The following is a 21,505-nucleotide window of genomic DNA, read 5'->3' as shown; positions in this document are numbered from 1 at the left end:
CGTACCGGCCCGCCCGCGCGGCCCGGTCCACTGCCGTGATCCGTGGTGGTCGCGCCCCTGCGCGCTTGCGTCGCGCTGTGTGTCGCGTGCGGGGCACGGGAACGAAGGTACGGAGGCGTTGTCACGGCACTGTGCGGAGCAGCCTGCGGCCTGCCCTCGGCTGTCCGTCGGTTGTGTAACGGAAGTAGGAACGGGGTAAAGCGGCGGGGGACTTGGGCAGCTTATGGGCCGGTGCGTGCCGCCCGGGCGGAAACGCGGAACAGCCGGGCCGGTGGCGGTCAGGTCAGCGGCAGCCGGTAGAGCCCGCCGGGCAGCGGTTCGACCAGACCGTCGGCGACCAGGCCGTCCAGCGCGCGGGCGCGCTGGACCGGTTCCTGCCACACCCGGTCCAGGGCCGCCTGCGGTACGGGACCGTGCGCCTCCCGGAGCACGGCCAGCAACCGCCCGCGGACCTGACGGTCCGTGCCCGCGTACGTCTGTCCCCGGCGCGGCGGGCCGTCGTGCGCCGGCTTGTCCGCGAGCCGCCAGGCGCACTGCGCGGCGATGGGGCAGCGATGGCACGACTCGTTCTTCGCCGTGCACACCAGCGCCCCCAGCTCCATGGAGGCGGCGGCCCACCGTGCGGCGGTCGACTCGTCCTCGGGCAGCAGCGCACGGGCGAGCCGGCGCTCGGCGGCCGTGGTGGCGTTCGGCGGGTACTGGACACCGGTCACCGCGCGGGCGAACACCCGGCGCACATTGGTGTCCAGCACGGCGTGCCGCTGCCCGTACGCGAACGACGCCACGGCGGCGGCGGTGTACTCGCCGATGCCGGGCAGCGCCAGGAGCTGCGCGTGGTCGGAGGGTACGTCGCCACCGTGCCGTTCCGTTATGGCGGCCGCGGCGCCGTGCAGCCGCAGCGCACGGCGCGGGTAGCCGAGCCGGCCCCAGGCGCGGACGGCCTCACCGGGCGCCTCGGCGGCGAGGTCGGCGGGGCGCGGCCAGCGGGCCAGCCACTGCTCGTAGACGGGCAGGACCCGGTTCACCGGGGTCTGCTGGAGCATGAACTCGCTGACCATCACCCCCCACGCACCGGCCTCCGGGCGCCGCCACGGCAGATCCCGGGCGTGCTCGTCGAACCAGTCGATGACGGGGGAGTGGAGCGGCGCTCCGGGAGCGTGCTCGGACGAGGGATCGGCGGTGTCGTCGGGCGAGGGCTTCGTGAGAGCAGTCATGGCCTCTCGATCCTGCCACGACCACCGCCGCGAACGGCGACACCGCCACCCCGTCGTGCCGCCGTGGCGGACAGATCCGTGGCCAGAGCTGCAAGGGACACGATCGCGAACGCGGGGGTGCCGGAGTGCGGAGCTCCCGGCGGCCGGGCCGTCCCCGAACTCCTCGGTCACGGACCGTAAGGGGGAGTGGTCCTGTGGTCACAGTCCGCGACCGTCGCGTGTCGTGCCTGACGGAGAGCGGTAACGGGCGGCGGTTTCCGGGATGATGATCCGGAAAAGTTGGGCTCTCGGCGGCGGGTGGGACCGGCGAAGGCCCGGATTTCTCGTACAGTTTGCGCCGTGGGATCTCTGCGCAATCCGGTCGGGCCGCTTCCCTCCTCCATCTACTGGCGCAGGAGGGCCGTACTGCTGTCCTTGCTGGGCGTGTTGGCGTTGCTGGTCACCTGGGTCGTCGTCTCCGGCGGCGGGGACGGCGGCGGGCACGACAACGGGGCCAACGGCAAGAATCCCGCGCCCTCCACCATCACTCCTGGACCGTCGAGTTCGGGGCCGGCGATCAGCCAGGCGCCGGGCGGCCGTGACGAGTCCGGCGCCGAGGACTCGGGCGGCTCCTCGTCCGGCGCCGGCACGGGGGACGACGGGGCGAACGGCGACCCCGGTGACTCCGGTGGACCGGACGGCGGTGGTGCGGACGGTGACGGTGACGGTGACGGCGAAGCCGGGGGCAGCGCGGGCGGCGGCTCCGGGGGCGGTACGGCGGGGGTCGGCGCGGGTGACGCGCTGCCGGCCGGGTCCGGGCTCCCCAACTGCACGGCGACCGCGGTCAAGTTCAGTCTGAGCAGCGTCCGCAACTCCTACGAGCCCGACGGGACGCCCACCTTCCGGCTGACCGCGCGGAACATCTCCGGCAGCGACTGCAAGGTCGATCTCGGTCCGGAGAAAGCGGTGCTGACGATCACTCAGGCGACCGTCGACGACACGTACTGGGCGTCGGACGACTGCCCCAAGGGTGCGGGGAGCCTGGTGTTCCGGGTGCCCGCGGACGACAGCATCACGTACACCGTGAGGTGGGACCGCAAGCCGAGCGCCCCGCAGTGCGCGACGCCGCCGGCCGGGTCGGCCAAGGCGGGCACGTACCTGGTCGAGGCGAAGGCGCCGGGCTTCGCGAAGGTGCAGACGTCCTTCGTGCTGAAGAGCGCCTGACACCCACCCGGCCGGAGCCACAGGGCCGGTCCGGCACGATCCGCCGGACAGGCCCTAGACGTACCGCTCCAGGATCGAGCTCTCCGCCAGTCGCGACAGGCCCTCCCGGACGCTGCGGGCGCGGGCCTCGCCGACGCCGTCCACCGCCTGGAGGTCGTCCACGCTGGCGGCCAGCAGCTTCTGCAGGCCGCCGAAGTGCTCCACCAGGCGGTCGATGATCGCGCCGGGCAGCCTCGGCACCTTGGCGAGGAGCCGGAAGCCGCGCGGGGACACGGCCGAGTCCAGGGTCTCGGGGGAGCCCGTGTAGCCCAGGGCCCGGGCCACCGTGGGCAGGTCCAGCAGTTCCGCCTGGGGGAGACCGTTCAGGTCGTGCAGGGCCTGGTCGACCGTGCGGGCGCGCTTGGCGGTGGGCTCGGGCACGTAGTCCCGCACGACCAGCTCGCGCTCCGGCTCCACACCCGCGATCAACTCGTCCAGCTGAAGGGCGAGGAGACGGCCGTCGGTGCCCAGTTCGACCACGTATTCGGCGATTTCGGTGGCGATGCGGCGCACCATCTCCAGCCGCTGCGCGACCGCCGAGACGTCCCGCACGGTCACCAGGTCCTCGATCTCCAGCGCCGACAGCGTGCCGGCGACCTCGTCGAGGCGGAGCTTGTAGCGCTCCAGTGTCGCGAGTGCCTGGTTGGCGCGGGACAGGATCGCCGCCGAGTCCTCCAGGACGCGGCGGTGGCCGTCGACGTAGAGCGCGATCAGACGCATCGACTGGGAGACCGAGACGACCGGAAAACCGACCTGCCTGGAGACCCGGTCGGCGGTGCGGTGCCGGGTGCCGGTCTCCTCGGTCGGGATCGTCGGGTCCGGCACCAGCTGGACGCCCGCCCGCAGGATCTTCGACAGGTCGGACGACAGGACTATGCCGCCGTCGAGCTTGCACAGCTCGCGCAGCCGGGTCGCGGTGAACTCGACGTCCAGGACGAAACCGCCGCTGCACAGGGTCTCGACGGTCTTGTCGGAACCGAGCACGATGAGACCGCCGGTGTTGCCCCTCAGGACGCGCTCCAGGCCGTCACGCAGGGCGGTACCGGGCGCCACGGCGCTCAGCGAGGCGCGCATCAGGCGATCGGAGCCGGTACTCCCGCCGGACTTTCCGGGAGCTGCTGCCCGGTCGTTGGCTGCCACTGCACTCCTCCGGTCGCGGTGTCTGGGGCGCCCCCGTTCAGGGTCTCCCGTTCGAATCATGCCGGGCTCGCGGGGCCGGGCGTGCACATCTGCGGCCTGATCCGAACGGGAGACCCTAACGCACTCGGTTCGTACGGACGGGCGAGACCAGGGCAAAGTCTACCGGCGGTCCTCCTCGTCCCGTGGGGCGTCCCGGCGACGCGAGCGCGGAAGGACGCGCAGGGCGTCCCCTATGTCCGCGACTTCCAGGACCTTCATCCCTGACGGGATCTTGCCCGGATCGCCCGGCACGAGCGCGTGCGTGAAGCCCAGGCGGTGCGCTTCGGAGAGCCTGCGCTGCACTCCCGTCACCCGTCTGACCTCGCCCGCGAGGCCGACCTCGCCGATCGCGACCAGGTTCTTGGGCAGCGGAGTGTCGCTCGCCGCCGACGCCAGGGCGAGCGCGATCGCCAGGTCCGCCGCCGGCTCGGAGAGCCGTACCCCGCCGACCGTCGCGGAGTAGATGTCCCGCTTGCCCAAGGCGCTGATGCGGCCGCGCTGTTCCAGCACGGCGAGCATCATCGAGACGCGCGAGGTCTCCAGCCCGGACGTGGTGCGGCGGGGGGAGGGGATCTGCGAGTCGACGGTGAGTGCCTGCACTTCGGCGACCAGGGGGCGGCGGCCCTCCAGCGTCACCGTCAGACAGGTGCCCGGCACCGGCTCCGCGCGGCGGGTCAGGAACAGCCCGCTGGGGTCGGCCAGGCCCGTGATGCCCTCGTCGTGCAGTTCGAAGCAGCCGACCTCGTCGGTGGTGCCGTAGCGGTTCTTGACGCCCCGGACCAGACGCAGACGCGCGTGCCGGTCGCCCTCGAAGTGCAGCACGACGTCCACCAGATGCTCCAGCAGGCGCGGGCCCGCGATCGAGCCGTCCTTGGTGACATGGCCCACCAGCAGCGTGGACATCCCGCGCTCCTTCGAGGCGCGGATCAGCGCGCCCGCCACCTCACGCACCTGGGCCATGCCGCCCGGCGCGCCGTCGAGTTCCGGGGAGGCGACCGTCTGCACCGAGTCGAGGATCAGCAGGGACGGCTTCACCGCGTCCAGATGGCCGAGGACGGCGGACAGATCCGTCTCGGCGGCGAGATACAGGTGGTCGTCGATGGCGTGGATCCGGTCGGCGCGCAGGCGGACCTGGCTCGCCGACTCCTCGCCCGTGACATAGAGCGTGCGGTGCTCGTCGCTCGCCGCCTTGGCCGCGACGTCCAGCAGGAGCGTGGACTTGCCGACACCCGGCTCGCCCGCGACGAGCACCACCGCGCCGGGGACCAGCCCGCCGCCGAGCACCCGGTCCAGCTCGGGGACGCCGGTGGAACGGGCCGTGGCCTGACGGCCGTCGACCTGGCCGATGGGCACGGCGGAGGTGGTGACCCGCCCCGGCGCCGTCGTACGGACCGCGGGCGCGCCGTACTCCTCGACCGTCCCCCAGGCCTGGCACTCGGGGCAGCGGCCGAGCCACTTCGCCGTCTGCCAGCCGCACTCGGTGCAGCGGTAGGACGGTCGGTCCTTGGTGGTCTTGGTACGGGCAGCCATGGTCGGAACCGTAGCGCCCGGCACTGACAGCCCGGCGCCCGGAGCCCGGTCACCGGCCCGTTCACCGGCCCGGAGCCGGGCCGATCGCCCCGCCCCGCCCGTGGAACGAAGGGTTCCCGTCCCCGATTGAGGGATCGTTTCACCCGTACGGATTAAAAGTGCGCAGGGCTCCGGGAGGGGCCGCCCCCGGCCGCCTACGGTCGCCGAATGACGAGCAGTGGCCCGGAGATCCCGACCCGCACGACCGGCACGCACCGGGCGCACCGGGAGGCGCGCGACCGCGGGGCCGCGCGCGCGCTGGCACACCGGCCGCCCACCTGCCACGAACCGTATCTGGACGGCCTGTTCACCTACTGCCTGTCGGTGCTGTGCGACCACGACGCGGCGACCGCCGCCCTGGCCGACGTCCTCACGCTCGCGGAGCGCCGCGGCCGGCACGTCCCCGACGCGCCCGGGGACCGCAGGGCGTGGCTGTACGCGCTGGCCCGCTGGGCCTGCCTGCGCAAGCTGGCCGAAGCCCGGCAGAAACGTCAGGTCACCCACGTGGTGGGCCGGGCCGGCCGGCAGCGGGCGGCGCGGACCGCCACCGCCCCTGCCGTCCCCGAGGAGGTGCGGGAGCAGCGCCGCCGTGAGCTGGCCCTGCTCGCCTGGCCGGAGGCCGCGGGCACCACGCCGGAGCAGCGCGAGGCGCTCGAACTCGCCGTCCGGCACCGCCTCGGAGCCCACGAGGTCGCAGCCGTGCTCGGCATGCAACCGGTCGCCGCCCGCGAGCTCCTCGCCTCCGCCGCCTGCGAGGTCGAGCGGACCCGCGCGGCGCTCGCCGTCGTCGAGACCGGTGCCTGCCGGAGCGTGGCGCATCTCACCGGCGACAGCCGGCTCGTGCTCAGCAGCGCACTGCGCCGCGAACTCGTCCGGCACGTCGACGACTGCCCGCGCTGCCGCCGCACCGCGGGCCGCGCCATCCCCGGCCGCTGGCCGGGCGACTGCGCCACCCCCGACGCCCTGCCCGTCCTTCCGGCCCCCGAAGCGGCCCTGCGCACCGCCCTCGCCCACCATCCGCGCGCGCGGCGCGGCGCGCCCCGCTTCGACCGGCGCGGCTTCCCGATGGACCCCAAGGACCGTGTAGCCCGCCGGGACCGACTGCGCGCGCGTGCGGTCACGACGACCGTCGTCGCCACCGTCGTCGCCGCGCCCGTGCTCGCGCTGTACGCCGCCTACCGGGGCTCCCCCGTCGGCGAGGCCCGGGACGGCCGGTCGGCCTCCGCGCGGGAGGACGACTCACCCGTCGACCTCGACGGCGAGGGCCCGGGCGGCTACGAGAACACCGGCAACGCCGGCACGCGGCCCGAGGGCCCTTTCGGCAGGGACGGCGAGAACGGCAGGGCGGACGTGTCCGTGGAGGTCGTCGGGGTCACCGGCGCCGGCCACAAGGGCGCCTCCGCGCTGGGCGTCACCGCCGGTCACAGCGGTGACACCACACGGATCACGCTCACCGCGCGGGGCACCGCCCCGGTTCGCTGGTCCGCGTCGACGGGGGCGCCCTGGCTCTATCTGAGCCAGTCGTCGGGAACGCTCCGGGCGGGGCGGTCGCTGACGGTCAGGGTGTACGTCGACCAGTTGCGCGAGCCGTCCGGCCGCTGGAGCGCGCGGGTGGCGGTCTCGCCCACCGGCGCCGTGGTGACCATCGACGGCCACGGCAACGCCCCCAGCCCGTCCTCCCCGGGCGCCCCGCTCCCCGGTCACTCCAAAGGCCCCGGCCGTCCCGGCAGCCCGGGAACGGCGCACCCCGGCCCCCCGAGCAGCCCGCCCCCGAGCCCCGGTGCCCCGGGTGGTTCCCCGCCGTCGCCCCCGACGCCCACGTCACCGCCCCCGTCGGAGCCCGCCCCGAGCGACCCGCCCCCGACGCCCACGGAACCGGCGCCCGGAGGCCCGGCCGCCCCCGCCTGTCCGGCGGACGCGACATCACCGCCCACCGCCCACCGAGGACGAGGACGAGGACGACGGCGACGGCGGTGACAGCGGCGACGACGATCCGAGTCCGTCCGCGTCGTGACCGGCGCGGCTTTCGCGCTCCGTGACCGGTGGCCCGTGCCTCGCGCATCGGCGGGTGGGTCAGGCGGGATCCGCCGGATGCGGCGCCGACAGCGGGAGCTGCGAGGCCAGCCGCTCCTCGCACAGTTCGGCCAGCCGGTCGTACCCGGGCTTGCCCATCAGCTCGGTCAGCTCCGCCCGGTAGGACACGTACACGGGGTCGCCCGCACCGTGTGCCGAGGTCGCCGACGTGCACCACCAGTGCAGGTCGTGGCCGCCCGGACCCCAGCCCCGGCGGTCGTACTCACCGATCGACACCTGCAGCACGCGCGTGTCGTCGGGCCGGTCGATCCAGTCGTAGGTCCGCCGGACCGGCAGCTGCCAGCACACGTCCGGCTTGGTCTCCAGCGGCTCGCGGCCCTCCCGCACGGCGAGGATGTGCAGCGAACAGCCCATGCCGCCGGCGAAGCCCGGCCGGTTCTGGAAGATGCACGAGCCCTCGAAGGGGCGCGTCTGGCGGTCGCCGTCCTCGTCCTCGGAGACCCAGCCGCCCCGGGTGCCCTCGTCGTGGTGCTGCCAGATGTCCGGCGTCAGTCTCGCCACATGCCTCGCGACCCGCTTCTCGTCGTCCTCGTCCGAGAAATGCGCCCCCAGGGTGCAGCATCCGTCGTCCGCACGGCCCGCCTGGATGCCCTGGCAACCGCTGCCGAAGACACAGTTCCAGCGAGAGGTCAGCCATGTCAGATCGCAGCGGAAGACCTGCTCCTCGTCCGCCGGATCGGGGAACTCCACCCACGCCCGCGCGAAGTCGAGGCCCTTCTCGTCGTTCGGCGGCGTCCCCGAGGGACCGTCGACCGTTTTGGCTGTCTTGACCGGCTCGGTCTTCTTGTCCGTCTTCTCGGTCTTCGCCTTTTTCGTCTTTGGCACCCGTCCAGGGTAAGTCGCCCGGATCACTGTCCTGTACCGGACCGAGTGCCCCGGAGTGGGGTCCCGGCCGGGCTGCGGGCAGTAGCGTCCCGTACATGAGACTCGGTGTCCTCGACGTGGGTTCGAACACGGTGCATCTGCTGGTGGTGGACGCGCACCCCGGGGCGTGCCCCCTGCCCGCGCACTCGCACAAGGCGGAGCTGCGCCTCGCCCAGCTGCTGGACGCCGACGGCGCGATCGGTCCCGGCGGGGTGGACCTGGTGATCCGGGTCATCCACGACGCGCTCCAGGCCGCCGAGGACAAGGGCGTCGAGGAACTGCTGCCGTTCGCGACCTCGGCGGTGCGTGACGCCCGCAACGCGGGTGAGGTCCTGGAGCGCGTGCGGAGGGAGACCGGAGTCGGACTCCAGGTCCTCACCGGCCCGGAGGAGGCCCGGCTGACCTTTCTCGCCGCCCGCCGCTGGTTCGGCTGGTCGGCGGGAAAGCTGCTGGTCATCGACATCGGCGGTGGCTCGTTGGAGATAGCCTTCGGGATGGACGAGGAACCCGACGCCGCGGTGTCGCTGCCGCTGGGCGCCGGCCGCCTCACGGGCACCCGGCTGCCCGGCGACCCGCCGGCGCCGGACGACGTCCGGGCGCTGCGCCGGCACGTCCGCGCGGAGATCGCCCGTACGGTCGGCGAGTTCAGCCGCCTCGGTCCGCCGGACCACGTGGTGGCCACCTCCAAGACCTTCAAGCAGCTCGCCCGCATCGCGGGAGCCGCCCGCTCCGCCGAGGGCCCGTACGTCCCGCGCGAGCTGAAGCGCCAGTCCCTGGAGGGCTGGGTGTCGAGGCTGTCCGCGATGACCACCGCCGAGCGCGCCGAACTGCCGGGCGTCTCCGAGGCGCGCGCGGGCCAGCTGGTCGCCGGGGCACTGGTCGCGGAGGCCGCGATGGACCTGTTCAGGGTGGAGTCCGTGGAGATCTGCCCCTGGGCCCTGCGCGAGGGTGTCATCCTGCGCCGCCTGGACCGCATGGGGCCCGCGTAGCGGCATCCCGCGCGGTGGGCGGCGAGCCGGGCCGTGCGGCGGTGTCCGGTTAGCTCGATCACACGGCGGCCGCCCGGACCGTGGGTCCGTCGGACGGACGAAGCGCCCCGTGCCCTGCGGACATGCGGCCGCGGCCATGCCGGACGGACCCTGGCCGAAGCCCGTCGTCCGCGTCCCGCCCGTCGAACACACCCCGTACGCTGTCCCTCGTGGCAGATCCAGCGGTGCGCATCCCGGATGCGAAGGTCGCTCTGTCGACGGCCTCCGTCTATCCGGAGTCGACGGCGACGGCCTTCGAGATCGCCGCGCGCCTCGGGTACGACGGTGTCGAGGTCATGGTGTGGACCGATCCGGTCAGCCAGGACATCGAGGCGCTGCGCCGGCTCAGCGACTACCACCGCATCCCCGTCCTCGCCGTCCACGCCCCCTGTCTGCTCATCACGCAGCGCGTGTGGTCCACCGACCCCTGGACCAAGCTCCAGCGGGCCCGTTCCGCCGCCGAGAGGCTCGGTGCCGCCACGGTCGTCGTCCATCCGCCGTTCCGCTGGCAGCGCCAGTACGCCCGTGACTTCGTCGACGGAATCTGGCGGATGGCGGACGAGACGGATGTGCGGTTCGCCGTCGAGAACATGTATCCGTGGCGCTACCGCGACCGCGAGATGCTCGCCTACGCCCCCGACTGGGACGTCACCAAGGACGACTACCGCCACTTCACGATGGATCTCAGCCACGCCTCGACATCCCGCACCGACACCCTCGGGATGCTCGACCGCATGGGCGACCGCCTCGGTCACCTCCACCTCGCCGACGGCCGGGGCTCGGCCAAGGACGAGCATCTCGTGCCCGGCCGTGGCGACCAGCCCTGTGCCGAGGTGCTGGAGCGCCTCGCCCTCGGCGGCTTCGACGGCCATGTCGTCATCGAGGTCAACACCCGCCGCGCCATGTCCGGCGCCGAGCGCGAGGCCGACCTGGCGGAGGCGCTGGCGTTCACCCGCCTGCACCTGGCGTCGGCGGCCTCGGCACTGCGGACGCCGCGCCGATGACCGGCGTCGGCGCGGCCGGCGGCCCGGACGCGTCTCCCGGCGGCAACGGCACCGCCCCCCGGCGCCGTGGCCGGCCCCCGCGCACGGAGTCGGCCGGCACCCGCGACCGCATCCTGGACGCCGCCCGCGAGGAGTTCTCCGAACGTGGGTACGACAAGACATCCGTACGGGGCATCGCCAAGTCGGCCGGGGTCGACTCCGCCCTCGTGCACCACTACTTCGGTACCAAGGAGCAGGTGTTCGAAGCGGCCGTCGAGGTCGCCTTCGCCCCGGTGCTCGAGGGCCGCCAAGCGGTCCTCGACGCTCCGCTGGGGGAGGTCGGGGAGCGGATGACCCGGATGATCCTCGGCCTGTGGGAGAACCCGGTGACCCGGGCCCCGCTGCTCGCGATCATCCGGTCCGCCGTGAACAACGAGACCGCCGCCGACGTCTTCCGCCGCCTGGTCGCCGGCCAGCTGCTGCGCCGTATCGCGGGGCAGCTCGACCTGCCGGACGCGGAGCTGCGCGCCGAACTCGCCGCCGCCCAGCTGGTCGGGATCGCGATGATCCGGTACGTGATCAAGGTCGAACCGCTGGCCTCGGCCGACCCCGAGCAGATCATCAGGCGGGTGGCGCCGGTGGTACAGGGCCACCTCACCGGCCGCTGACGCGCCGCACCCCCACGCGTACCGCAGTTTCCGTACCGCTCCCGCACTGAAATACGTATCCCGCATTACGGACACCCTGTCCGCCCACTGGATGACGGGCGTACGCTCGACGACAGTCGGAAGCCCTCGGATCCGGACCCGGATCCGGAGTCTCCGACCCCGGCACCCCGAGAAGGTCTGAAGGAGCGAGCGACGATGCCCGAGCTGAGGTCCCGCACAGTCACCCACGGCCGCAACATGGCGGGCGCGCGCGCCCTGATGCGAGCTTCCGGTGTACCGGGTGCGGACATCGGCCGGAAGCCGATCATCGCCGTCGCCAACAGCTTCACGGAGTTCGTCCCCGGTCACACCCACCTCGCTCCGGTCGGCCGGATCGTCAGCGAGGCGGTCGTCGCGGCCGGCGGCATCCCGCGCGAGTTCAACACGATCGCCGTCGACGACGGCATCGCGATGGGCCACGGCGGCATGCTGTACTCCCTGCCCTCCCGCGACCTGATCGCGGACAGCGTGGAGTACATGGTCGAGGCCCACTGCGCGGACGCCCTGATCTGCATCTCCAACTGCGACAAGATCACCCCGGGCATGCTCAACGCCGCCCTGCGGCTGAACATCCCGACGGTCTTCGTCTCCGGCGGCCCGATGGAGGCCGGCCGGGCGACGCTGGTCGACGGCACGGTCCGCACGCTGGACCTGATCGACGCGATGGTGGACGCCGCCAACGACAAGATCTCCGACGCCGACCTCCTGCGCATCGAGGAGAACGCCTGCCCGACCTGCGGCTCCTGTTCCGGCATGTTCACCGCCAACTCGATGAACTGCCTCACCGAGGCCATCGGCCTGTCCCTCCCGGGCAACGGCTCGGTCCTCGCCACCCACACGGCGCGCAAGGCGCTCTACGAGAACGCCGCCCGCACGGTCATGGACATCACCCGCCGCTACTACGAGCAGGACGACGACACGGTCCTGCCCCGCAGCGTCGCCACCGTCGCCGCGTTCGAGAACGCGATGGCGCTGGACATCGCCATGGGCGGTTCCACCAACACGATCCTGCACCTGCTGGCCGCCGCCCAGGAGGCGGAGGTCCCCTTCGGGCTGACCGAGATCGACGCCCTCTCGCGCCGCGTCCCGTGCCTGGCGAAGGTCGCGCCGAACGTCGCCAAGAGCCGTACGTACTACATGGAGGACGTGCACCGCGCGGGTGGCATCCCCGCCCTGCTCGGCGAACTGCACCGCGCGGGCCTGCTGAACGAGGACGTGCACTCCGTCCACAGCCCGACCCTGGCCGACTGGCTGAAGACCTGGGACATCCGCGGCGGCTCCCCGTCCCCCCAGGCCGTGGAGATGTGGCACGCCGCCCCGGGCTGCGTGCGCTCCGCCGAGGCGTTCTCCCAGTCCGAGCGCTGGGACACCCTCGACGAGGACGCCGAGGGCGGCTGCATCCGCTCCGCCGAACACGCGTACTCCAAGGACGGCGGCCTGGCCGTGCTGCGCGGCAACCTCGCCGTGGACGGCTGCGTGGTCAAGACGGCCGGCGTCGACGAGTCGATCTGGACCTTCGAGGGCCCGGCGGTCGTCTGCGAGTCGCAGGAGGAGGCCGTCGAGAAGGTCCTCACCGAGCAGGTCAGGGAGGGTGACGTCGTCGTCATCCGCTACGAGGGTCCCAAGGGCGGCCCCGGCATGCAGGAGATGCTCTACCCGACGTCGTACCTGAAGAGCCGCGGTCTCGGAAAGGCCTGCGCCCTGATCACCGACGGCCGGTTCTCCGGCGGCACGTCCGGCCTCTCCATCGGCCACGCCTCCCCGGAGGCGGCCTCGGGCGGCACCATCGCCCTGGTCGAGGACGGCGACCGCGTCCGCATCGACATCCCGAACCGCTCGATCGAGCTGCTGGTCGACGACACCGAGCTGGCCCGCCGCGAGCAGGCACTGGACGGTGCGTACGCCCCGAGGAACCGTGAGCGCAAGGTCTCGGCGGCTCTGAAGGCGTACGCGGCGATGGCCACCAGCGCCGACAGGGGCGCGGTGCGGGACGTGTCGAAGCTGGGCTGACCGCCCGGTTACCACGGAACCCACGGAACCCACGGACCAGGGTGTTCCGTGGGTTCTCCCGTGTTCCGCGGGTCCTACCAGTCCACCGGGTCGCTGCCGTCCACGGCGAAGACCGTGCCGTCGGGGGCGGTGGCGTGGACGTGGCCGTCGGCGATCACCGGTTCCGGCAGGGTGGCGGCCACGCGGTCGGGGTGGTCGCCCATCCGGGGCGCCGTCTGCCCGGCCAGCCGTCCCTCGCGTGCGTCCACGGCGAGCAGCCGGCCGTCCGGCGCCGTGAAGTAGACGTGCCGCCCGTCCGCGACCGGCGCGGACCCGCGGGCGACACCCGTCTCCAGGCTCCACCGCTGCCGCAGCGCGGCCATGTCGACGGCCACCAGCCTGCCGCCGGTCCCCGTCAGATAGGCGACGTCCCCGTGTACGGTGCCGTGCCCCTGGGCCAGCGGTACGGGTAGTGTCACCCGGCGCGTCTCCCCGCTGCCCGGTGTGTAGCGGACCAGGGCCTGCGTGTCGCCGAGGACCGGGTCGTCGGAGACGAGGACGACCGCCTCGCCCGTGATGCCGACCGGCGTCAGCATCCCCTCCAACCGGGCGTCCCAGCGCACCGCACCGGACCGTGGATCGACCGCCGTGACCCGCGTGCTGGAACCGTCGCCCGACGTGCTCGCCGCGTAGGCCAGCGGATCCCCCGCGAACGTGCGGAAGTACGGGGCGTCGTGTCCCGGCACCCGTCCGGTCCACAACGTGTCGCCCGAGGCGCCGTCCATGCCGGTGACCGTGCCGTCGGCGCCGGTGAGCAGCAGCATGTCCCCGGCCCCGGTCAGGCCGTTGTACTCGGTGGTGTCCTGCCGCCACCGGGGCTTCCCCGAGGCCGGGTCGAGGGCCTCCAGGCCGCTGCCCGGCTCCGGCACGGGCTGCACGAGCCCGCCCGACACGACCGGTGGCCCGCTCACCGACGTACGCGCGGCGGTGTGCCGCCACAGCGGGCGGCCGTCGTCGGGGTCGAGGGCGAACACCGACCCCGCCTGGGCGCACACCAGCCGTTCGGCCCCGTACGAGCACTGCGGGCTGCCCGGCCGGCCCGACGGCGCCGCCTCCCACGCCCGGAACGCGTCCGGCGCGGTCCGTGTGCCGGCGGTTTTCTGCCGGGCCGGGGGCTCGTCACCGAGCAACTGGACGGAGAAGAGCGTGCCGAACACGGCGAGGGCGAGCGCCCCGCCCCCGACCAGCGCCCGCTTGCTGAGGGGCGGCCGCGCGGAACGCCGAGCCGCCGACGGGCCGCCGCGATGGCCGGGAACGGGGTCGGGTTCGGGATCGGGTTCAAGATCGGGTTCGGCTGCGGGGGCGGCGGCGGGTTCGGCCCTGGCTCCGTCCCCGTCCCCGTCCTCCGCGTCGGGCATCTCCTGGAGGTCGGCCACGGCACCCGTCGAGGCCGCTCCCGGGTCCGTCCGCTGCGCCGGTATGAAGGCCTGGGCGGCCATGAACGCCCGGGTGTCGTACGAGGCCGCGACGGACCGCAGTTCCCGCATCAACGCGTCGGGGGAGGGCCGGTCCTCGGGTTCCTTGGCCAGGCAGCGCAGCACCAGCGGGGCGAGCCCGTCCGGCAGGCCGGTCAGATCGGGCTCGTCGTGCACCACCTGGTAGGCGACGACGTACGGGCTGTCGGAGTCGAACGGCCCGCGCCCCGTGGCGGCGTGCACCAGGAGCGAGCCGAGCGCGAAGATGTCGGCGGAGGGCCCCACCTCACGGGGACGCCGGAACTGCTCGGGCGCCATGAAGGGCGGGGTGCCGATCAACTTCCCCGTCTCGGTCCGCAGTTCGCTGTCCTTTGGCCGGGATATGCCGAAATCGATGATCTTCGGCCCGTCCTCGGCGAGCAGTACGTTGCTGGGTTTCAGATCGCGGTGCACGACCCCGACCCGGTGGATGTCCCGCAGCCCCTCCGCGAGTCCGGCCATCAGCCTGCGCAACTGCGGTGGAGGCATGGGACCGTTCCGCTTCACATGCTGGGCGAGCGTCGGGCCGGGGATGAACAGCGTGGCCATCCAGGGTCGTTCGGCCTCCGGGTCGGCGTCGACGACCGGCGCGGTGAAGGCGCCGCTCACCCGCCGCGCCGCCGAGACCTCCTGCCGGAAACGTCCCCTGAACTCGAGGTCCCGCGCGAACTCGGCGTGCACGACCTTCACCGCGAGCCTCAGCCCGGACGTACTCCGGGCCAGATGCACCACGCCCATTCCACCGGAGCCGAGGCAGGACTCGAGACGGTAGTGACCGGCGTACTCGGGAAGTTCCGCTTCCGCGCCCGTTCCGACGTTCCGCTGTGGCGCCATGGGACCACCCCCGTGCTGTTCGTCCGCGTGTGCGCCGCACAGACCCTAGTCGATGAGACGTACGGGACCGAGGCGGCGTGCCAGTACGGGTGTTCAAACAACGTACATGTGTGCGTGGTGAGTTTCCGGGGTATCAACGGGGCCCCATGACAGGCATGGGGTGCACAACGGGGGAGATTTTCCATGACAGTTGACCATGTCGGAGAAGCAGAGAACGCCGGAGTGGCGGAGTCGGCCGTGGCGGCGGCCGTGCAGTACTACCCGGTCGCGCCGGGCCACCGGGTCAACGTCCGCAGGGGCCCGGGCACGAACTACGCCATCGTCCGCACCCTGCCCGTGGGCGCGCAGGTGCCGATCTTCTGCCAGAGTCCGGGCACGACCGTCGCCGGCCCCTACGGCACGTCGAACATCTGGGACAACATCGACGGCGGCCAGTACGTCTCGGACGCCTACGTGAAGACCGGCAGCGACGGCTACGTGGCCCCGCGCTGCGGCTGAGCCCGCTCGGAGCCCGTGGGGCGCCGGAGCCATAATCGAAGCGTGAGCGCAGAGAACGGCACCCCGGACCACCCCGCGGGCTCCTCGGGAACCCCCGTCGGCCCCCGCCCCGAGCCCATCCGCTTCTTCGGGACGACCTGGGTCGACCACGGCAGCGGCTACCCGGCCCGCCGCATCGGCGTCGCCGTCGGCTCGCTCGCCGCCGCGGCCGCCGCCTGCCTCGTTCTGCGCATCGCCTACCAGGGCCTCCGGATCGCCGAGGTCGGCGGTTTCGTCACCCTCCTCATGGTGGTGATGTTCGCGGTCTGCAGCGCCCTCGCGTTCGGGCACACCTGGGAGGCGTTCACGCGGCGCCCCGACCCGGACCGCCGGCGGTCCCTCCGCTCCCTGCTCACCATCGGCTTCGTCGGCTCCCTCCTCGCCTACTTCTTCCGCTCCCTCACCGAGGCCCCCGGCGAGAAGCTCCACCGCGAGGAGTACGAAACGGCCCGCACCCGGTACGAGAAGCGGACGTCCCGCCGCTCCGGCAACCCCAAGAGGCGCCGCCGCCCGTAACCGCACATCGGCGGCCGGGCCGCCCGCCCGTGCCGAGCCGTACACGCCGTCGCCCCCGGCCCGCTTCCCGCCGCCTGCGTCCACCACATCCTCATCACCCCGCACCCCGCGTTATCGCCACGCGCCCGCCGCCACCGCACCCGCGCGCCCCTTCGGCATGCCCGCCGGTCCGCTTGACGTGTCCCGCCCCCGAGAGGATTATTCATCACATGATGAATTACTCCTCCGGTCCCCCGCCCCCGGACACCGGCGAGGGCCCCGGCGAGCGCGACCCCGCCGTCCGGGCCCAGGACCTCACCGTCGTCCGAGGCCCCCGCACCGTCCTGCGCGGCCTCGGCTTCACCGTCCCCCGCGGACAGGTCACCGGCCTCCTCGGCCCCTCCGGCTGCGGCAAGTCGACCCTGATGCGGGCCATCGCCGGCACCCAGGCCAAGGTCACCGGCACACTGGACGTGCTCGGCCTCCCCGCGGGCCACCCCACCCTGCGCACCCGCATCGGCTACGTCACCCAGGCCCCCTCGGTCTACGACGACCTGACGGTCCGGCAGAACCTCGACTACTTCGCCTCGATCCTCGACCCCGGCCTCCCCCACGCTCGAATGCGCTCGCGCGGGGGGACCCCCCTCGCCGCCGACCGCCGCCGGGACAACGTCACCCGGGCCATCGCCGACGTCGACCTCGCCACCCACGCCGACGCCCTCGCCGGCAACCTCTCCGGCGGCCAGCGCAGCCGCGTCTCCCTCGCCGTCGCCCTCCTCGGCACCCCCGAGCTGCTGGTCCTCGACGAGCCCACGGTCGGCCTCGACCCCGTCCTGCGCCGAGACCTCTGGCAGCTCTTCCACACCATCGCGGCCGAACGGGGCGCCGGCCTGCTGATCTCCTCCCACGTCATGGACGAGGCCGAGCGCTGTGACCGCCTCCTGCTCATGCGCGCGGGCGAGATCCTCGCCGACGACACCCCCGACGCCCTGCGCACCGGCACCGGATCCGACACCGTCGAGGCGGCCTTCCTGCACCTGGTGGACGCGGCCGTCGCAGCAAGCCGCACCGAGGAGGCCTCACGATGAAGACCCCCCGCACGACGACGCCCCCCTCCACCGCGTCCCCTGCCGCGACGAGCGCCCTGAACGCCTCGCGCACCCTCTCCACCGCCGCCCGCGTCCTGCGCCAGCTCCGCCACGACCCGCGCACGATCGCGCTGATGCTGCTCGTCCCCTGCCTGATGCTGCTCCTGCTCCGCTACGTCTTCGACGGCAGCCCGCGCACCTTCGACAGCATCGGCGCCTCGCTCCTCGGGATCTTCCCGCTGATCACGATGTTCCTGGTCACCTCGATCGCCACCCTGCGCGAGCGCACCTCCGGCACCCTCGAACGCCTTCTCGCCATGCCGCTCGGCAAGGGCGACCTGATCGCCGGCTACGCCCTCGCCTTCGGCGCGATCGCGATCGTCCAGTCCGCCCTGGCCACCGCGCTGGCGGTCTGGTTCCTGGGACTCGACGTCGTCGGCAGCCCGTGGCTGCTGCTCCTGGTGGCCCTGCTCGACGCGCTCCTCGGCACAGCCCTCGGCCTCTTCGTCTCGGCCTTCGCAGCCTCGGAGTTCCAGGCGGTGCAGTTCATGCCGGCAGTGATCTTCCCCCAGCTCCTCCTGTGCGGACTCTTCACCGCACGTGAGGACATGCACCCCGTCCTGGAGGCCGTCTCCGACGTCCTCCCCATGTCCTACGCCGTCGACGGCATGAACGAGGTCCTCCGGCACACGGACATGACCGCCGCCTTCGTACGCGACGTCCTGATCGTCGCCGGCTGCGCCCTGCTGGTGCTCGCCCTCGGCGCGGCGACCCTCCGCCGCAGGACGGTCTGACGCACCCCCGGACGCCGGCGTCCGCGCACCGTCCGCCCACCGGACATCACCCCGCCCCCACGCCCCCCGAGTGCGAGGATGAACCAGGACGACGAACCAGGACGACGCGCACCCCCCGGAGGTCATCCCCCGCCATGGCTCAGAAAGTCGCAGTCCTCGGCACCGGCAAGATCGGTGAAGCCCTGCTCAGCGGAATGATCCGCGCCGGCTGGGCCCCCGCCGACCTCCTGGTCACCACCCGGCGCCAGGAGCGGGCCGACGAACTCCACGCCCGCCACGGAGTCACCCCGGTCTCCAACCCCGAAGCCGCCAAGACCGCCGACACCCTGATCCTCACGGTCAAACCGCAGGACATGGGCACCCTCCTCGAGGAGCTGGCCCCGCACGTCCCCGCCGACCGCCTGGTCATCAGCGGCGCCGCAGGCATCCCCACCTCCTTCTACGAGGACCGCCTCGCCGCCGGCACCCCGGTCGTCCGCGTCATGACGAACACCCCCGCCCTGGTGGACGAGGCCATGTCGGTCATCTCCGCCGGCAGCCACGCCACCCCGGAACACCTCACCCACACCGAGGAGATCTTCGGCGCCGTCGGCAAGACGCTCCGCGTCCCGGAGTCCCAGCAGGACGCCTGCACCGCCCTGTCCGGCTCCGGCCCGGCGTACTTCTACTACCTGGTCGAAGCCATGACGGACGCCGGCATCCTGCTCGGCCTGCCCCGCGACAAGGCCCACGACCTGATCGTCCAGTCCGCGATCGGCGCCGCGACCATGCTCCGCGACAGCGGCGAGCACCCCGTACGGCTCCGCGAGAACGTCACGTCCCCCGCCGGCACCACCATCAACGCCATCCGCGAACTCGAGAACCACGGCGTACGAGCCGCCCTCATCGCCGCCCTCGAAGCCGCCCGCGACCGCAGCCGCGAACTGGCCTCCGGCACCAAGGACTGAGGCCGGAGACCCCACCCCGACCAGCTCCTCCGCCCGGGGCGCCCACGACCGGGCGCCCCGTCGGCCACCGCTCCTCGCTGCCCCTCACTCAGCTCCGGCGAGCACGTCCTCCGACCTCACCACACGTGCGAACCCGCCCCCGTGCAACGTCACCGCCGACGCCTGCGCCGCCTCGTCCGCGCTGCGCCGCCAGCCGAACGGCCCCTCCACGTCGAAGGTGTACGTCGCGTCGAACACGACCACCACGTCGTACCCGAGGTTCCCGCCCACCCGGGCCGTCGTCTCCACGCACATGTTGGTCTGGATCCCGACCAGCACCACCTGGGAGATCCCCGCGTCCTTCAGCCAGACACCGAGATCAGGGGTGCCGTGGAACGCCGAGTTCACGCTCTTCGTCACCAGCAGCTCGGCGCTCTCACCTCTCCTCCCGCGCCGCTGTTCCACGTACTCCTTGAACCTGTTGCCCGGCTGCTCCGGCCGTAGGGGCGAGCCCGGCTCGGCCGAGTCGTGCCGCACGAACACCACCGGCCGTCCCGACGCCTGCCACACGTCGAGCAGCGCGGCGATGTTCTGATCCGCCCCCGGATGGTTCCGCTTCCCCCAGAAACCGAGGTCCTCGAAACCCTGTTGCACGTCGACGACCACCAGCGCCGCGTTCTCCGCAATGTCCATGACCCCGATCGTGCCGCCCCCGTGCCCCAGGTCCCAGAGGCACGGGGGCCACCGACCCACGACTTACTGCCGAGCGGGCCCGCCGACCGGCACCGCCGACCACGCCCCGGCCCCGGGCGCCGGGAGCAGACCGATGGCCCGATAAGCGGCATCCACGACGGGCCGCGCCATACCGCGAGCCCTTTCCGCGCCGTCCCGCAACACCCCCTCCACATGGCCGGGATCCGCGCACAGTTCCTTGTGCTTCTCCCGCAACGGCCTCAGCACCTCGACCACGGCCTCCGCGGTGTCCTTCTTCAACGCCCCGTACGACTCGTACGCACCGCCGAGCGTCTCCGGGTCCCCACCCGAGCACGCCGCGAGAATCTCCAGCAGATTCGCCACCCCGGGCCGCGCCTCCCGGTCGTACACGACATCGCTACCGCTGTCGGTCACGGCCCGCATGACCTTCCTGCGCACCACGTCCGGCTCGTCCAGCAGATAGACGATCCCCGGCCCGACGTCGTCGCTCTTCCCCATCTTCGACAGGGGGTCCTGCAGATTCATCACCCGCGCGGCCACCGCCGGATGCGTGGCCCGGGGCACGGCGAAGGTGTGCCCGTACCGCTGGTTGAACCGCACGGCCAGATCCCGTGTGAGCTCCACGTGCGGTGCCTGGTCGTCCCCCACCGGCACCTCGTCCGTCCCGTACGCCAGGATGTCCGCAGCCATCAGCACGGGATACGTCAGCAGCGACAGCCGCACACCGCCGCCCCGCCGCCGTTCCAGCGCGGCCTTCTCCTTGTACTGGATCATCCGCCGCATCTCACCGTCGGTCGCCACGCACTCCAGCACGTACGACAGACGGGCGTGCTCGTCGACATGGCTCTGCACGAACACGGTGCACAGCTCCGGATCCACCCCGGTGGCCAGCAGCAGCGTCGCCGCCTGCCGGCTCAGTCTGCGCACCCGTGCCGGATCGTGGTCCACGGTCAGCGCGTGCAGGTCGACGACGCAGAACAACGCGTCCGCCCGGTGCTGGTCGACCGCGGCCCACCGCCGCATGGCCCCCAAGTAGTTCCCCAGCGTCAGATGCCCGGTCGGTTTGATCCCACTGAAGACCCGTGTCATCGCTTCCTGTCTCCGTCTCCTGGTCGTGACCGCCGCCCCGGCCGGCCGCCCCCTGAGTCCTGAGGACCGAAGCCCTGGAGGGAGAAACGAAAACGGCCACCGAAACGGCGGCCGTTGAGCGCATACGTACGACGGCCGCTGTCAGGCGGCCCACCAGAGCCGGCGGTACGTACGCGTCGTCGTCATGCGGGCCAGGCTACGCCCTGGAGACGGGGACCGGGAGGCGATCACGGCAGCGAGTTGACACGCCCTGTCGTGATCCGTACTGTTCTCCGAGTTGTCCGACGTGAGCACCGACTCCGGTCGGCCCCGGACAGCAATTCCGCAAGTACCGCACCTGATCGACGGCAGTCATCTGTCTGCCGTCATGTCACTGGTATGCGTATTCGCGAAATGAGGAATCCGTGCCCGAAAGGGCGCAGGCCCCCGATTAGCTCGGGAGCCGGGAGTCCGCTAGAGTCTCACCTCGTCGGAACGGCCCAACGGCCGGAAAGACAAACCCCGCTGACCGGGGGTCAGATCGAAGAAAAAAGATCTGATAGAGTCGGAGCCGCCGGAAAGGGAAACGCGAAAGCGGGAACCCGGAAAGCGAAAGCCCGAGGAAATCGGATCGGAAAGATCTGGTAGAGTCGGAGACGCAAGACC

18 protein-coding genes are annotated in these 21,505 nt (G+C 72.6%); 11 read left to right on the top strand and 7 right to left on the bottom strand.

The features are described 5' to 3' along the window. Positions 1 to 278 precede the first annotated feature (278 nt). Positions 279 to 1,214 carry an A/G-specific adenine glycosylase gene (locus ACFWVE_RS10305; protein ID WP_384010339.1) on the bottom strand — a complete coding sequence of 312 codons (936 nt, stop codon included), beginning with the start codon at positions 1,212 to 1,214 and terminating at the stop codon, positions 279 to 281. A 339-nt stretch (positions 1,215 to 1,553) separates the two neighbouring features. On the opposite strand from ACFWVE_RS10305, the gene ACFWVE_RS10300 reads away from it, so the two are divergent. Beyond that, positions 1,554 to 2,417 carry a hypothetical protein gene (locus ACFWVE_RS10300; RefSeq protein WP_384010336.1) on the top strand — a complete coding sequence of 288 codons (864 nt, stop codon included), beginning with the start codon at positions 1,554 to 1,556 and terminating at the stop codon, positions 2,415 to 2,417. A gap of 54 nt (positions 2,418 to 2,471) precedes the next feature. Here ACFWVE_RS10300 and disA read toward each other — a convergent pair whose 3' ends face one another. Next, on the bottom strand, positions 2,472 to 3,596 hold the full coding sequence (gene disA, locus ACFWVE_RS10295; protein WP_384010333.1) for a DNA integrity scanning diadenylate cyclase DisA: 1,125 nt from the start codon (positions 3,594 to 3,596) through the stop codon (positions 2,472 to 2,474). Positions 3,597 to 3,755: 159 nt separating this feature from the next. Beyond that, entirely contained in the window at positions 3,756 to 5,165 is a 1,410-nt protein-coding gene (radA, locus tag ACFWVE_RS10290) for a DNA repair protein RadA (protein WP_384010331.1), read from the bottom strand. Between the two features lie 207 nt (positions 5,166 to 5,372). Between radA and ACFWVE_RS10285 the strand changes: the two genes are divergently transcribed. After that, positions 5,373 to 7,181 carry a hypothetical protein gene (locus tag ACFWVE_RS10285; RefSeq protein ID WP_384010329.1) on the top strand — a complete coding sequence of 603 codons (1,809 nt, stop codon included), beginning with the start codon at positions 5,373 to 5,375 and terminating at the stop codon, positions 7,179 to 7,181. Between the two features lie 96 nt (positions 7,182 to 7,277). Here ACFWVE_RS10285 and ACFWVE_RS10280 read toward each other — a convergent pair whose 3' ends face one another. Further along, the gene (locus ACFWVE_RS10280; RefSeq protein ID WP_384010326.1) at positions 7,278 to 8,123 is read right to left on the bottom strand and encodes a hypothetical protein; all 846 of its coding nucleotides are present in this window, start codon (positions 8,121 to 8,123) and stop codon (positions 7,278 to 7,280) included. A gap of 95 nt (positions 8,124 to 8,218) precedes the next feature. Here ACFWVE_RS10280 and ACFWVE_RS10275 point away from each other — a divergent pair, with 95 nt between their 5' ends. The 4 genes from ACFWVE_RS10275 to ilvD all read left to right on the top strand — a co-directional run bounded on the left by ACFWVE_RS10275 (position 8,219) and on the right by ilvD (position 12,890). Further along, positions 8,219 to 9,151, top strand: a complete 933-nt coding sequence (locus ACFWVE_RS10275) for a Ppx/GppA family phosphatase (RefSeq protein WP_384010323.1) — start codon at positions 8,219 to 8,221, stop codon at positions 9,149 to 9,151. Between the two features lie 209 nt (positions 9,152 to 9,360). Next, positions 9,361 to 10,194 carry a sugar phosphate isomerase/epimerase gene (locus ACFWVE_RS10270; protein ID WP_062194829.1) on the top strand — a complete coding sequence of 278 codons (834 nt, stop codon included), beginning with the start codon at positions 9,361 to 9,363 and terminating at the stop codon, positions 10,192 to 10,194. Beyond that, a complete protein-coding gene (locus tag ACFWVE_RS10265; RefSeq protein ID WP_384010318.1) occupies positions 10,191 to 10,841 on the top strand; it encodes a TetR family transcriptional regulator in 651 nt (216 codons plus the stop codon). The genes ACFWVE_RS10270 and ACFWVE_RS10265 overlap by 4 nt, the downstream gene beginning before the upstream one ends. A 195-nt stretch (positions 10,842 to 11,036) precedes the next feature. Further along, positions 11,037 to 12,890, top strand: coding sequence for a dihydroxy-acid dehydratase (ilvD, locus tag ACFWVE_RS10260; RefSeq protein WP_384010314.1), 1,854 nt, complete (start codon positions 11,037 to 11,039; stop codon positions 12,888 to 12,890). Positions 12,891 to 12,964: 74 nt separating this feature from the next. Here ilvD and ACFWVE_RS10255 read toward each other — a convergent pair whose 3' ends face one another. Then, positions 12,965 to 15,217: a serine/threonine-protein kinase gene (locus tag ACFWVE_RS10255; RefSeq protein ID WP_384010309.1), complete on the bottom strand. Its 2,253-nt coding sequence runs from the start codon at positions 15,215 to 15,217 to the stop codon at positions 12,965 to 12,967. Between the two features lie 183 nt (positions 15,218 to 15,400). On the opposite strand from ACFWVE_RS10255, the gene ACFWVE_RS10250 reads away from it, so the two are divergent. The 5 genes from ACFWVE_RS10250 (at position 15,401) to proC (ending at position 19,078) form a co-directional block, all read left to right on the top strand. Beyond that, on the top strand, positions 15,401 to 15,715 hold the full coding sequence (locus tag ACFWVE_RS10250) for an SH3 domain-containing protein (protein ID WP_384010307.1): 315 nt from the start codon (positions 15,401 to 15,403) through the stop codon (positions 15,713 to 15,715). Positions 15,716 to 15,757: 42 nt separating this feature from the next. Beyond that, the gene (locus tag ACFWVE_RS10245) at positions 15,758 to 16,270 is read left to right on the top strand and encodes an EamA/RhaT family transporter (protein ID WP_384010302.1); all 513 of its coding nucleotides are present in this window, start codon (positions 15,758 to 15,760) and stop codon (positions 16,268 to 16,270) included. A gap of 209 nt (positions 16,271 to 16,479) precedes the next feature. Beyond that, on the top strand, positions 16,480 to 17,337 hold the full coding sequence (locus ACFWVE_RS10240) for an ABC transporter ATP-binding protein (RefSeq protein WP_384010299.1): 858 nt from the start codon (positions 16,480 to 16,482) through the stop codon (positions 17,335 to 17,337). Further along, positions 17,334 to 18,131: an ABC transporter permease gene (locus ACFWVE_RS10235; protein WP_384010296.1), complete on the top strand. Its 798-nt coding sequence runs from the start codon at positions 17,334 to 17,336 to the stop codon at positions 18,129 to 18,131. Before ACFWVE_RS10240 ends, ACFWVE_RS10235 begins: the two co-directional genes overlap by 4 nt. Before the next feature lie 134 nt (positions 18,132 to 18,265). Continuing rightward, positions 18,266 to 19,078, top strand: a complete 813-nt coding sequence (gene proC / locus ACFWVE_RS10230) for a pyrroline-5-carboxylate reductase (protein ID WP_384010293.1) — start codon at positions 18,266 to 18,268, stop codon at positions 19,076 to 19,078. 84 nt (positions 19,079 to 19,162) lie between these two features. Here the strand turns inward: proC and ACFWVE_RS10225 are convergent, their stop codons facing one another. Together ACFWVE_RS10225 and trpS are read right to left on the bottom strand one after the other, a co-directional pair. Next, entirely contained in the window at positions 19,163 to 19,750 is a 588-nt protein-coding gene (locus ACFWVE_RS10225; RefSeq protein ID WP_384010291.1) for a cysteine hydrolase family protein, read from the bottom strand. A gap of 63 nt (positions 19,751 to 19,813) precedes the next feature. Beyond that, the gene (gene trpS / locus ACFWVE_RS10220; protein WP_384010286.1) at positions 19,814 to 20,860 is read right to left on the bottom strand and encodes a tryptophan--tRNA ligase; all 1,047 of its coding nucleotides are present in this window, start codon (positions 20,858 to 20,860) and stop codon (positions 19,814 to 19,816) included. Positions 20,861 to 21,505: the final 645 nt, after the last annotated feature.

Origin of the sequence: Streptomyces sp. NPDC058632, assembly GCF_042717095.1 — a bacterium.
Classification (GTDB): Bacteria; Actinomycetota; Actinomycetes; order Streptomycetales; family Streptomycetaceae; genus Streptomyces.
This window is presented reverse-complemented; position numbering and strand designations above follow the sequence as displayed.